This is a genomic window from Serratia sp. Nf2 (genome assembly GCF_003028435.1).
GTDB classification, from domain to species: domain Bacteria; phylum Pseudomonadota; class Gammaproteobacteria; order Enterobacterales; family Enterobacteriaceae; genus Serratia; species Serratia marcescens_L.
On the sequence record NZ_PYTW01000009.1, the window covers coordinates 122,356 to 135,856 of the forward strand.

The following is a 13,501-nucleotide window of genomic DNA, read 5'->3' on the forward strand; positions in this document are numbered from 1 at the left end:
CTACGGGCCGATTACGGCGCCAGGTTGCTGATACGGTTGCGAAAGCGGGCATAGCGGCCCTGCCTGCGCATCAGGGTGGCGTGATCGCCCTGTTCGACAATCCGGCCATCGTCCATCACGCAAATGCGGTCGAGATGCTCCAGGCCGTACAGACGGTGCGTCACCAGGATCAGCGTCTTACCCTGACAATGCCGGCGCAGCAGCGCCAGGATCTGCTGCTCGGTTTCGGCGTCCAGCCCTTCGGTCGGTTCGTCGAGCAGCAGCAGCGGGGCAGGGTGCAGCAGCGCGCGGGCAATGCCCAGACGGCGCTGTTCGCCGCCGGACAGCTGCCGGCCGCCTTCGCCCAGCCAGGCGTTCAGCCCGCCGTCACTGTCCAGCAATTTGCCCAGCCCCACCTGCTGCAGTACGTCGCTCAGGCGAGCGTCGTCGGCATCCGGCGCGGCCAACCGCAGGTTTTCCCGCAGGGTGTCGCTGAAGATATGCACCCGCTGGCTGACGACCGTGGTCATCCGACGCAGCGTGGTTTCATCATAATCCTCCAGCGGTTCGCCGTTGAGCAGAATGTTGCCGCCGTCGGGGCGCCAGGCGCGGGTCAGCAGCTGCAGCAGGGTGGACTTGCCGCAGCCGGTACGGCCGAGCAAGGCGATGTGTTCGCCGGCCGCGATCTCGAGCGTGACGTCGCGCAATACCGGCTGCGGCTGATCGGGGTAGGTGAAGCTCAGCTGCTGCAGGCTAAGCTGTGCCCGATCGGCGGCGGCCGGGCCAGCGGCCGGGAAGGTGACCTCCGGCTGACGATCGATGATCTGTTTGACCCGTGTGGCGGAGGCAATGACCTGGCCGAGGTGCTGGAAGGCGCCGGCGACCGGCATCAGCGCTTCGAACGACGCCAGCGCGGCGAAGACGAACAGCGCGATCAGCGCGCCGGGCTGGGTTTCGCCGCCGATGCCGGCGGCGGTCAGCCACAGCAGCAGCGTCACCGTCAGCCCGCTGGCGAGGATCATCAGCGCCTGCGCCTTGCCGCTCAGCGAGGCCTGCTGCCACTGGCGGCGTTGCCACCGCTGTTCGGTGGCGTTCAGCGTCTGGCGGAAATCGTTGACGGCGCCGAACACCACCAGCTCCGCCTGCCCCTGCAGCCAGGCGGTCAGATCGGTACGGTATTGGCCGCGCAGCGCGGTGAGTTGGCCGCCGATCGGTTTACCGGCGCGATAGAACACCGGCGGCACCAGCAGCAACAGCAGCAACAGAATGCCGCCCAGCGTCAGGGCGAGCGCAGGATCGAGCCAGCTCAGGCCGTAGGTGACTACCAGGATCACCACCGCCGCGCTGATCAACGGCGAGATCACCCGCAGATAAAGATGATCCAGCGTGTCCACGTCCGCCACCAGGCGGTTGAGCAACTCGGCCTGGCGGAAGCGGGCGATACCCCCCGGCGTCAGCGGCAGGATCTTGCTGAAGGTGAACACCCGCAGATGCGACAGCACGCGGAAGGTGGCGTCGTGGCTGACGACTCGCTCGGCATAGCGCCCGGCAGTGCGGAAGATTGCCGCGCCGCGCACGCCGGCGGCCGGCAGCATGTAGTTGAAGGTCAACAGGCCAGCCAATCCGGCCAGCGACGAGGCGGCCAGGAACCAGCCGGAGAGTGCCAGCAGGCCGATGCTGGCCAGCAGAGTGACGATCGCCAAAAGGATGCCCAGGCTAATCAGCAGGCTATGGCGGCGATACAACGCCAAAAACGGCAGCAAAACGCGCATGATTAAAGCTCCCCGCGGCGATGGGCGATCAGAGTGGCAAACAGGCCCGGCTGGGCGCTGAGGGTGGCGTAATCGCCCTGTTGCACGATGCGCCCGTTATCCATCACCCAAATCTGATCGTAGTCTTCGGTGTCTTCCAGCTGGTGCGTTACCAGCAGGGTGGTTTGCTGATGCGAAGCGGCGTTCAACGCCTGCATCACCCGCTGTTCACTGTGGGCATCGAGGCTGGCGGCCGGTTCATCCAGCAGCAGCAGGCGGCGCGGGCCGATCAGCGCCCGGGCGACCGCCACGCGCTGCGCCTGACCGACCGACAGGCGGGCGGCGTTGTCGCCCACTTCGGTGTCGAGCCCCTGCGGCAGATAAGGGAGCAGTTCGCTGACGTAGGCGTGTTCCACCGCCTGCTGCAGCTGCACTTCGTCGGCCTGCGGGCAGCCCAGTAGGATATTGGCGCGCAGGGTTTGCGCCGGCAGGTGCGGGTTCTGGCCGACCCAGCTCAGCTGCTGGCGCCAGGTTTCGGCGGACAGTTCACGCAGCTCAATGCCGTTGACGCTCAATGACCCGCGATAGGGCAGGAAGCCGAGCAGCAGATTCAGCAGCGAGCTTTTGCCGGCGCCGCTTAGCCCGACCAGCGCCACGCGCTGCTGCGGTTGTAGGGTGAAGCTCAGCGGCCCGGCCAGCAGCACGCCGTTCGGCGACAGGATTTCCAACGCGTTCGCCTGCAGCGTCAGCGGTTGATCGGCGGGCAGTTGCCGCGTGCCGTTGCCCATCTGCTCGCCTTCGGCGCTGAGGAAGGTTTCCAGCGCTTCCGCCGCGCCGATTGCCTGCGCTTTGGCATGGTAGAAGGTGCCGAGATCGCGCAGCGGTTGGAAAAACTCCGGCGCCAGAATCAACACCAGAAAACCGGAAAACAGCGTCACGCCGAGGCCGTAGCTGCCGAAGTTGAGTTCGCCGAGGTAGGAAAAGCCGAAGTACACCGCCACCACGGCGATGGAGATCGAGGCGAAGAACTCCAGCACGCCGGAAGAGAGGAAGGCCAGGCGCAGCACTTCCATGGTGCGGCTGCGGAAGTCTTCGGAGGATTTGGCGATCTGCGCGGTTTCGGCCTGCGCGCGGTCGAACAGTCGCAGGGTATCCAGGCCGCGCAGGCGGTCGAGGAAATTGCCGCTCAATCGCGCCAGCGCCACGAAGTTGCGGCGGTTGGCATCGGCGGCTCCCATGCCGACCAGCGCCATAAACAGCGGGATCAGCGGCGCGGTCGCCAGCAGAATGATGCCTGCGGCCCAATTGATCGGGAAGACGGCGATCAGGATCAGCAGCGGGATGAAGACCGCCAGATACATCTGCGGCAGATAGCGCGAGTAATAATCCTGCATATCCTCGATCTGCTCGACGATGATGCTGGCCCAGCTGCCCGCCGGTTTGCCTTGGATCCAGGCCGGGCCGAGCTGCTGCAGCTTATCCAGTACCTGTTGGCGCATGCGCTGGCGGATCACCTGGCCACACAGGAAGCCGATCCGTTCCCGCAGCCAGCTCAACAGTGCCCGCAACGCGAACGCGGCGGCCAGCCAGATGAACGAAGGGATCAGCTGTTCGCGCGGGGTATGCTCGATGATCAGGGCGTGCAGCAGGCTGGCCAGCAGCCAGGCCTGCGCCACGATCAGCAGGCCGCTGAACAGCCCCAACAGCATGGAAAGGCGCAGCCAACGCTGCGCTAACGAACTCTGGGTTTTAAGCCAACGGGTTAACTGTTGCTGTCTGGTTTTTTTCATCAGATATGCGTCTGCGTCGCCGGCGCCCGTTTGTTACGGGCTGGGTTAACGTACTGTTAAATAATAGTGTTTGGCGCAATCGGCGACAAACAAGCGAGGTCCCATGTTACCTCGTCACCCGGCAGACTGAAAATAATAAAGCGGCCAAATGTGGCTATAACAGACGCGTTACCGACTATTTGACTTCCTCACTCACGGCCTCGGCTTCCAGAGCGGCGCGCACCGACGCTCGCTCTGCGATCCGCGCCATATAATGCTGGAGCGGCGGCCACTCGCTCAGCGAAATCTCGAAGCGCGCCATCCAGCGCAACACGGTAAACAGATAAGCGTCAGCGACGCTGAAATGCGCTTCCAGCAGATAGGTTTGTGGTGCCAAAGCTTGCGCGAGGTAACTCAATCGCCGCCTCAACTTATCGCGCAGCAATGCCTTGGCGACGTCGGGCAGAGCGTCATTGAATAAAGGGGCGGCACCGGCATGGATCTCGCTGGTGATGAAATTAAGCCATTCCTGCAGCCGTACCCGCTCAAAGGCCGTCGGTGGCGGCGCAAGCCGGCGCTCTGGGCGCAGGTCGGCGAGGTATTGAACGATAGCGGGGCCTTCGGTGATCACGTTACCATCATCCAGTTGCAGGGCGGCGACGTAACCTTTGGGGTTGATGCGATAGAAGTCCTCACCGTCGGCGCAGCGCTTGCTGCGATTGTTCACCCTGACCAGGGTGAAGGGGAGCGCTAATTCGCGCAGGACGATATGTGGGGCAAGCGAGCACGCATCGGGAGCAAAATACAGCTTCATGCTATTTCCTTGTGGGTTAATGAGAACGCTCGCCACAGCATGCCGACACCGATGCCGGCGGGAAAATGGAAATTTCAGAAAGCCGCTATTAGCTCAGCGACTGGCCAGAGTTTGCTCCTGTTCTCGCAGGTAACTCAGCAGGGTTTGGACGGGGGGCAGGGCCGCCGCCTCGGATGAGTACGCGAGGCCGAAACGGCGATAAATCGGCGCAACGAGCGGCAGAGTGCAAACCCCAAGCGCGTCGGGCGGGATCACGGACGCGGGCATCAGCGTGACGCCCGTGCCTTCCCTGACCAGCGTCAATGCCGTTTGCCAATCGCTGACGGTGGCGCGGATATCGGCCAGCGCCAAACCTGACTGCTGCGCCAAGCGTAGCGCATTCACATCACAGCCGCCGGTCGCCAGGATAAAAGGCAGCCGGAACAGGGCATCCAGCGCCACCGGCCGCCGCGCTCGCGCCAGCGGGTGCGCGCTGGGCACGACCGCCAGCCAGGCATCCTCCCCCAAAGGGAAGCACAGCCGCTCCGGCGCCGGATTGAGCACCACGCCGATGTCAGCCGTCGCCGATGCTAACCAGCTCTCCACTTCGTGGTCGGTGCCCTCGAGCGTAATCAGCTCAATGTCGGGGTACAGACGGCGAAATTTGCGCAGCAGCGGCGGCAACAGTTTGCTGAATGCCGACGGGAAACTGGCCAGGCGTATTTTGCCCGCGTGCGCGTTGCCGGCTTGTTGCGCACATTGCTGAATGGCCCGCAGTGCTTCCAACATCGTGCGGGCATGGGCGACGATCTGCAGGCCGCTTTGGGTCAGGACGACATTGTGCGGTTGGCGAACCAAAAGCCGGGTGCTCAGCATTGTCTCCAGTTGAGCGATGGCCTGGCTGGCGGCAGACTGCGTCATACCGCAGAGCGCCGCAGCCTGAGTGATGGTGCCGCTGTCGGCGACGGCAACCAGCAGGCGCCAGTGAAGAAGATTATGCATCGGCGTGCATCCTCTTGAGGAGCGAAGACAAAAAAAGCGGCCCGAGAGCCGCTTTTTGCTGGTGGTGAGAAAGCCTTAGCAGACTTCTGCGCCGGCGATGCCGTCCAGGTAACGCTCTGCGTCCAGCGCCGCCATACAGCCGGTGCCGGCGGAGGTGATTGCCTGGCGGTAAATGTGATCCATCACGTCGCCTGCGGCGAAGACGCCGGGGATAGTGGTTTGGGTCGCATTGCCGTGAATGCCGGACTGCACCTTGATGTAGCCGTTTTCCAGCTCCAGCTGGCCGCCGAAGATGCCGGTGTTCGGGCTGTGGCCGATAGCGATGAACACGCCGGCCAGCTCCAGTTCACGGGTTTCGTTTTCCGCTTTGGTGCTGCGGATACGCACGCCGGTCACGCCCATTTCATCGCCCAGCACTTCGTCCAGCGTATGGTCGGTGTGCAGCACGATGTTGCCGCTTTTCACTTTTTCCATCAGCCGGTCGATCAGGATCTTCTCCGAGCGGAAGCTGTCGCGGCGGTGGATCAGGTGAACTTCGGCGGCGATGTTGGACAGGTACAGCGCTTCTTCAACGGCGGTGTTGCCGCCGCCGACCACTGCGACTTTCTGGTTGCGGTAGAAGAAACCGTCGCAGGTCGCACAGGCGGAAACGCCTTTGCCCTTGAACGCGTCTTCGGAAGGTAGGCCAAGGTAGCGGGCGGAGGCGCCGGTCGCGATGATCAGCGCGTCGCAGCTGTATTCACCGCTGTCGCCGAACAGGCGGAACGGACGCTGCTGCAGATCGACGCTGTTGATGTGATCGAAGACGATTTCAGTCTGGAACTTCTCCGCATGCTCGCGCATGCGCTCCATCAGCGCCGGGCCGGTCAGGCCTTCGGCGTCGCCCGGCCAGTTTTCCACTTCGGTGGTGGTGGTCAGCTGGCCGCCTTGTTCCATACCGGTGATCAGCACCGGGCTCAGGTTGGCGCGCGCCGCGTAAACGGCGGCGGTGTAACCGGCCGGGCCGGAGCCCAGAATCAGTAATTTGCTATGTTTAGCCGTGCCCATGAATAACCTCTTTATTCCACAATGGCGGACAATGGAACCGATTGTAGGGAAAATGGCGCAGTAAAAAAAGCGCCGGGCGACGTTGTTAACGATTTGTATGATAGTTGTCGCCTATTAATGCACCCGCTGTTGGCAAATCGCACGCCAAACGCAGAAATTTACCTTATCAAAGCCGCATTCGGCCACTGAATCACCAACCGCGCAAAAACGGCGCATTCTGCGACTTGAGCCGCTCCTGGCTGGGGTTTACCAACCAGCGATTCATAACCAAAAATGGGATGCAGACTTTTCGTGACGGTACGTTGTTCTGATTTTGCTTCTTTTACTTTGACAATCCGCTGCGCATTTGCGAAAACATCATAGGAAGAAGAAATTATCCCCGTAACACCAGCAAATCGTACGTATTTGCGCCGCGAGGCGGCAATGCGCGGTGGGTTTGCGGAGCAGGGCGCGCAAGCGTTTGCTGATTTTTTCTCGACCTAAACGTCGTTACCGGCGTCGCGCGGGGTTGGACAGACAGGCTGTGCGGCGTGGAATGATGGTAGTGAAGAAGCATATGACAGGCATCGGGTCTTCGCTTGGAACGAACCCTTACACATTGACGTTGGCTAGGGTGTGGCAAGTGCACGGAAGAAAATAAGAGAGACAATAATAATGGCAGACAACAAGAAACGCCCGGGTAAAGATCTTGACCGTATCGACCGCAACATCCTGAATGAGCTGCAGAAGGATGGGCGTATTTCGAACGTCGAGCTTTCGAAGCGCGTGGGGTTATCCCCGACACCATGTTTAGAACGCGTGCGCCGTCTCGAGCGCCAGGGTTTCATTCATGGCTATACCGCATTGCTTAACCCGCATTATCTGGATGCGTCCCTGTTGGTTTTCGTGGAAATCACGCTGAACCGCGGCGCGCCGGATGTGTTTGAGCAATTCAACTCGGCAGTGCAGAAGCTTGAAGAGATTCAGGAGTGTCATCTGGTTTCCGGTGATTTCGACTACCTGTTGAAAACCCGCGTACCGGACATGTCGGCTTACCGCAAATTGCTGGGCGAAACCTTGCTGCGTTTGCCGGGGGTCAACGACACCCGTACCTATGTAGTGATGGAAGAAGTGAAACAGAGTAACCGTCTGGTTATCAAAACACGGTAAGGTGCAGGTGCAAAACCTGATTAAATTGGTTACACTCCTGTTTATTCATACAGTTTCGGCGCCGGGGAAGCTTCTCGGCGCTGTTGCTATGTCAGCTAACAGGAACCTGGAGAGCCTTTCTTGAGCCAGGAATATACAGAAGATAAAGAAGTTACCCTGAAAAGACTCAGCAGTGGCCGGCGTTTGCTGGAGGCTGTGCTTATCGTGGTAGCGATTTTTGCCGTTTACCTCATGGCTGCGCTGGTCAGTTTCAACCCGTCTGACCCAAGCTGGTCGCAGACCGCGTGGCATGAGCCGATTCACAATTTGGGCGGCGGTGTCGGGGCCTGGTTGGCCGACACGCTGTTCTTCACCTTCGGGGTGCTCGCTTACGCGATACCACCGATCATGCTGATCCTGTGCTGGGCGGCCTATCGCCAGCGCGGCAACAGAGACTACATCGACTATTTCGCGCTCTCCCTGCGCCTGATCGGCACCCTGGCGTTAGTGCTCACCTCCTGCGGGCTGGCGGCGCTGAACGTTGACGATCTCTATTACTTCGCTTCCGGCGGCGTGATCGGCAGCCTGCTGAGCAACGCCATGTTGCCGTGGTTCAACGGCATCGGCGCCACGCTGGCGCTGCTGTGCGTGTGGGCGGCGGGGTTGACGCTGTTTACCGGCTGGTCCTGGCTGGTCATCGCCGAGAAGATAGGCGGGGCGGTGCTGGGCGTCGCGACAGTGATGACCAACCGCTCACGCCGCGAAGAGCGCTATTTCGAGGATGACGAGCGTTACGTTGACGACGAGCCTGAGCAGGCAGGGAAGGGCGCCGCAGCCGCGGTTGCCACGACCGCCGCCGGCGCCGCGGTTGCCGATGACGACGTGCTGTTCTCCGCGCCTTCGGTCACCGAAAGCGCCAAAGAGGCGGCGGAAGACGCCGCCGATCCGTTGCTCAGCGGCCTGCGTGCCGACGATGGTGAGGTTGAAACCGACGCCGCGCCAATCACGCCGGCGGCTTCGCCTGCACCAGCGGTAAAGGCAGAGATCCACGAGCCCGTTGCCGCACCGATCGCCACACAGGCGCCGTCGGTAACGGTGGCGCCGGCCGCGCCGGCCTCGGTCAATCAGCACCCGGTGAGCGCCCCGGCGCAAGACGCCACGCCGCCGCTGTATTCCTTCGAGATCCCGGAAGAAACGCCTGTACCTAAGGCGACGCGCCCTGTCGATCCTTATCAGGATGACGATGAGCCGCGCTTGGGCAATTGGCAAGAGCCGGCTGCACCGCAGCCGCCGGCGCGTTCTCCCTTTGATTTTACCGCCGCGCAGCGCGATAGCGTCGACATCGGTGGTTCGGACGGTTTCAGCGCTACCGGTGCCAAGCCACAGCTGGATACGGCAGCCGCTGCTGCTGCAGGTACCGCGGCGGCGACCTTTATGCCGGCCTTCACGGCGACCAGCGACAGCAATTCGCAGGTTAAACAGGGCATCGGCCCTGAGCTGCCGCGGCCGAATCCGGTACGTATTCCGACCCGTCGTGAGCTGGCCTCATACGGCATCAAGCTGCCTTCGCAGCGTGCGGCCGAGCAGGAACAGCGCCAGGCGGAGCCTCAACAGCCGACGGCGGTGAATCCGCAGGAAGAAGAGGCGCAGCAAGAAGCCGCGCTGCGCCAGGCGTTCGCCACGCAGCAAAGCCAGCGCTATGGCGAAAGCTACGAGCCGGAGCAGGATGATGAAAATGCTCAGCAGGAAGCCGAGCTGAGCAAGGCGTTCGCCGAACAACAGAACCAACGTTACGGTGAAATCCAACAAGACGATGAAGAGGCGCGGCAAGAGGCTGCGCTGCGCCAGGCGTTCGCCGAGCAGCAGCAGGCGCGTTATGGTCAGCAAGAGACTGCCCCGCAGGTGCCTGCCGCCAGCCCGGTCGATACCCGCAATGCTTTCAGCTTCTCGCCGATGGCGGATCTGGTGGACGATGGCCCGAGCGAACCGATGTTCACGCTGTCCCCGCAGCTTGAAGAGCGCATTGAACAGCAAAGCGAGCAAGAGGATGACGTGCCATTCGGCCAGTTTGAGCCTGTGGCACCGGCTGTTCAACCTCAGCAATCGCACTCACAGCCTCAACAATACCAGCAGCCGCAACAGCAGTATCAACAGCTGTCGCCGCAGCAATATCAGCAGCCACAGCAACCGGTGCAGCCGCAGTCTCAGCAAGCACCGGCCGAGCAACATCCGGCGATGGACAGCTTGATTCACCCGTTCCTGATGCGCAACGATCAGCCGCTGCAGAAGCCGACCACGCCGCTGCCGACGCTGGATCTGCTGACCGAAGCGCCGAAAGAGGTGGAGCCGGTCGATTCCTTCGCGCTGGAACAGAAGGCGCGCCTGGTGGAGGCCAGTTTGGCCGATTACCGCGTAAAAGCCGACGTGGTGGATATCCTGCCGGGGCCGGTCATCACCCGCTTCGAGCTGGATCTGGCGCCGGGCGTTAAAGCGGCGCGCATTTCCAACCTGTCGCGCGATCTGGCGCGGTCGCTGTCGACTTCGGCGGTGCGCGTGGTGGAAGTGATCCCCGGTAAGCCTTATGTCGGTCTGGAGCTGCCGAACGCCAAGCGGCAAACGGTGTATCTGCGCGAAGTGCTGGATTGCCCGGCCTTCCGTGACAACCCGTCGCCGTTGTCCATCGTATTGGGTAAAGACATCTCCGGTGAACCGGTGGTGGCCGATCTGGGCAAAATGCCGCACTTGCTGGTCGCCGGTACCACCGGTTCCGGTAAGTCGGTCGGGGTCAACGCCATGATCCTGAGCATCCTGTATAAAGCCACGCCGAAAGAAGTGCGCTTTATCATGATCGACCCGAAAATGCTGGAGCTGTCGGTCTATGAAGGCATTCCGCACCTGTTGACCGATGTGGTGACCGACATGAAAGACGCCGCCAATGCGCTGCGTTGGTGCGTGGGTGAAATGGAACGCCGCTACAAGCTGATGTCTGCCCTGGGCGTGCGTAACCTGGCCGGCTACAACGAACGCGTCGATCAGGCCGAAGCGATGGGGCGGCCGATCCCGGATCCGTTCTGGAAGCCGACCGACAGCATGGATATCACGCCGCCGGTGCTGGAGAAAGAGCCGTACATCGTGGTGATGGTCGACGAGTTCGCCGATCTGATCATGACGGTCGGCAAGAAGGTCGAAGAGTTGATCGCCCGCCTGGCGCAGAAAGCGCGTGCGGCGGGTATCCACCTGGTGCTGGCGACCCAGCGTCCGTCGGTGGATGTGATCACGGGTCTTATCAAGGCCAACATCCCGACGCGTATCGCCTTTACCGTGTCGAGCAAGATCGACTCCCGCACCATCCTCGATCAGGGGGGCGCCGAGTCCTTGCTGGGTATGGGCGACATGCTCTATCTGGCGCCGAACTCTTCCATTCCGGTGCGTGTACATGGCGCATTCGTGCGCGATCAGGAAGTGCATGCGGTGGTCAAGGATTGGAAAGCGCGCGAGCGGCCCCAATATAAAGAGGGTATTCTCAGCGGCGGTGAAGACGGCGAGGGCGGTGCTGGCGGCGGTATGGATGGCGACGAAGAGCTGGATCCGCTGTTTGATCAGGCGGTGGATTTCGTGGTGGATAAACGCCGTGCCTCCATCTCCGGCGTGCAGCGCCAGTTCCGTATCGGCTATAACCGCGCGGCGCGCATCATCGAACAGATGGAAGCGCAAGGCATCGTCAGCGAGCAGGGGCACAACGGCAACCGTGAGGTGCTGGCGCCGCCACGGCACGATTGATGGTCGTTTAGCCATTGCAATTCAATAAGAAAGGGCCGCTTAAGCGGCCCTTGTGCAAAGAAGCGTAAACCCGTTTCTTCTCGGAACATTGGCCTACCGGCCGATCGCCGGCTTCGGGTAAAGTAACCGGGTAGAGGGTTGATTTGACCCGCACGGCGTCGCCCTGCGGTTAACGCATTTCATAAGGTATCTGGAATAATGAAAAAACTGTTAGTTGCCTGCTGTCTGCTTTCGGGATTCGCGTCTACCTCCGTGCTGGCCGATGCCGCACAGGATCTGCAAAGTCGCCTGGCGAAGGTGAACAGTTTCCACGCCAGCTTCTCGCAAACCGTGACCAGCGCCGACGGTGCAGCGGTGCAACAGGGGGAAGGCGAGCTGTGGGTGAAGCGGCCAAACCTCTTCAACTGGCACATGACGTCGCCCGATGAGAGCGTGCTGGTCTCCGATGGCCAGACTCTGTGGTTCTATAACCCGTTCGTCGAGCAGGTGACGGCGACCTGGCTGAAGAACGCCACCGGCAATACGCCGTTTATGCTGATCACCCGCAATAATGCCAGCGACTGGAAACAGTACAACGTGAAGCAAAAGGGCGATGATTTCGAGCTGACGCCGAAGTCCGCCAGCGGCAACCTGAAGCAGTTCGCCATCAGCGTGACCAACAGCGGTACCATTCGCAGCTTCGCTGCGGTGGAGCAGGATGGCCAGCGTAGTTCCTACGCGCTGAAAAGCCAGCAGAACGTTGCCGCCGATCCGGCCAAATTCAAATTTACCCCGCCGAAGGGGGTGACGCTGGACGACCAGCGCCAGTGAGGTGCAAGTGAGTAATAATCTGTCGCTCGATTTTTCCCAGAACGAGTTCCAGCCATTGGCCGCGCGTATGCGGCCAACCACGCTGGCGCAGTATATCGGCCAGCAGCACCTGCTGGCCGCCGGCAAGCCGCTGCCGCGAGCCATCGAGGCCGGGCAGCTGCACTCGATGATTTTATGGGGGCCGCCGGGCACCGGGAAGACGACGCTGGCAGAGCTGATCGGCCGTTACGGTCAGGCGGATGTCGAACGGATCTCCGCCGTGACCTCCGGTATCAAGGAGATCCGCGAGGCGATCGAGCGGGCGCGACAAAACCGCGACGCCGGCCGCCGCACTATTCTGTTCGTCGACGAAGTGCACCGCTTCAACAAAAGTCAGCAGGACGCTTTCCTGCCGCACATTGAAGACGGCACCATCACCTTTATCGGCGCCACCACCGAAAACCCGTCGTTCGAGCTGAACTCGGCGCTGTTGTCCCGTGCCCGCGTTTACCTGCTGAAGGCGCTGACCGCCGAGGATATCGGCCAGGTGCTGGATCAGGCGATGGGCGACAAGGCGCGCGGCTTTGGCAATCAGAACGTCGAGCTGCCGGCGGAAACGCGCCGCCTGCTGTCGGAGCTGGTGGGCGGCGACGCGCGCCGGGCGCTGAACAGCCTGGAAATGATGGCGGACATGGCGGAGTTAGACGCCAAAGGCGTGCGGGTGCTGACACCGGAGCTGCTGAAAGAGGTGTCGGGCGAACGCAGCGCGCGCTTCGACAACAAGGGCGACCGTTATTACGACCTGATTTCCGCGCTGCATAAATCGGTGCGCGGCTCGGCACCGGACGCGGCGCTGTATTGGTATGCGCGCATCATTACCGCCGGCGGCGATCCGCTCTACGTGGCGCGCCGTCTGTTGGCGATTGCCTCTGAAGACGTGGGCAACGCCGATCCGCGCGGCATGCAGGTGGCGATCGCCGCCTGGGATTGCTTCACTCGCGTGGGGCCGGCGGAGGGCGAGCGCGCCATCGCGCAGGCGATCGTCTACCTGGCCTGCGCGCCGAAGAGCAACGCGGTTTACACCGCGTTCAAGGCTGCCATGCGCGACGCCAAAGAGCAGGCCGATTATGACGTACCGGAGCACCTGCGCAACGCGCCGACCAAGCTGATGAAGGAGATGGGGCTGGGAGCGGAGTACCGTTACGCCCACGACGAACCCAACGCCTACGCCGCCGGCGAGAACTATTTCCCGCCTGAAATGGCCCATACGCGCTACTATCAACCCACCTCGCGCGGGCTGGAAGGGAAAATCGGCGAAAAGTTGGCATGGCTGGCTGAGCAGGATCAAAATAGCCCGACAAAACGCTACCGCTAGCGAGGCCGTTGCGGTAAGGTTAGCGGGTATCACTCTTCTTTTATGCGGCTATAAATCAGCCGCATAGAACAACAACACTTCTTTCAAT

Annotated in this window: 9 protein-coding genes; 4 read left to right on the forward strand and 5 right to left on the reverse strand. The window is 61.8% G+C overall.

Annotated elements, in window-relative coordinates:
• Positions 1 to 11: 11 nt before the first annotated feature.
• From cydC to trxB, 5 genes are all read right to left on the reverse strand, one after another.
• Positions 12 to 1,751 carry a cysteine/glutathione ABC transporter ATP-binding protein/permease CydC gene (cydC, locus tag C9411_RS19330; protein WP_107227711.1) on the reverse strand — a complete coding sequence of 580 codons (1,740 nt, stop codon included), beginning with the start codon at positions 1,749 to 1,751 and terminating at the stop codon, positions 12 to 14.
• 2 nt (positions 1,752 to 1,753) lie between these two features.
• Positions 1,754 to 3,520 (reverse strand): cysteine/glutathione ABC transporter permease/ATP-binding protein CydD, encoded by a 1,767-nt coding sequence (cydD, locus tag C9411_RS19335; RefSeq protein WP_107227712.1) that lies wholly within the window; start codon positions 3,518 to 3,520, stop codon positions 1,754 to 1,756.
• Between the two features lie 175 nt (positions 3,521 to 3,695).
• Positions 3,696 to 4,313, reverse strand: a complete 618-nt coding sequence (gene gstA, locus C9411_RS19340) for a glutathione transferase GstA (RefSeq protein WP_063989411.1) — start codon at positions 4,311 to 4,313, stop codon at positions 3,696 to 3,698.
• Between the two features lie 93 nt (positions 4,314 to 4,406).
• Positions 4,407 to 5,294, reverse strand: a complete 888-nt coding sequence (locus tag C9411_RS19345; RefSeq protein ID WP_063989412.1) for a LysR family transcriptional regulator — start codon at positions 5,292 to 5,294, stop codon at positions 4,407 to 4,409.
• 75 nt (positions 5,295 to 5,369) lie between these two features.
• Positions 5,370 to 6,341: a thioredoxin-disulfide reductase gene (trxB, locus tag C9411_RS19350; RefSeq protein WP_047727946.1), complete on the reverse strand. Its 972-nt coding sequence runs from the start codon at positions 6,339 to 6,341 to the stop codon at positions 5,370 to 5,372.
• A 654-nt stretch (positions 6,342 to 6,995) separates the two neighbouring features.
• Between trxB and lrp the strand changes: the two genes are divergently transcribed.
• The 4 genes from lrp (at position 6,996) to C9411_RS19370 (ending at position 13,413) form a co-directional block, all read left to right on the forward strand.
• On the forward strand, positions 6,996 to 7,490 hold the full coding sequence (gene lrp, locus C9411_RS19355; RefSeq protein ID WP_004928318.1) for a leucine-responsive transcriptional regulator Lrp: 495 nt from the start codon (positions 6,996 to 6,998) through the stop codon (positions 7,488 to 7,490).
• Between the two features lie 120 nt (positions 7,491 to 7,610).
• The gene (locus C9411_RS19360) at positions 7,611 to 11,249 is read left to right on the forward strand and encodes a DNA translocase FtsK 4TM domain-containing protein (RefSeq protein WP_107227713.1); all 3,639 of its coding nucleotides are present in this window, start codon (positions 7,611 to 7,613) and stop codon (positions 11,247 to 11,249) included.
• A 198-nt stretch (positions 11,250 to 11,447) separates the two neighbouring features.
• Positions 11,448 to 12,059, forward strand: a complete 612-nt coding sequence (lolA, locus tag C9411_RS19365; protein WP_063989414.1) for an outer membrane lipoprotein chaperone LolA — start codon at positions 11,448 to 11,450, stop codon at positions 12,057 to 12,059.
• Between the two features lie 67 nt (positions 12,060 to 12,126).
• Complete coding sequence (locus tag C9411_RS19370) at positions 12,127 to 13,413, forward strand: replication-associated recombination protein A (RefSeq protein WP_060421860.1); 1,287 nt, start codon at positions 12,127 to 12,129, stop codon at positions 13,411 to 13,413.
• Positions 13,414 to 13,501 lie beyond the last annotated feature (88 nt).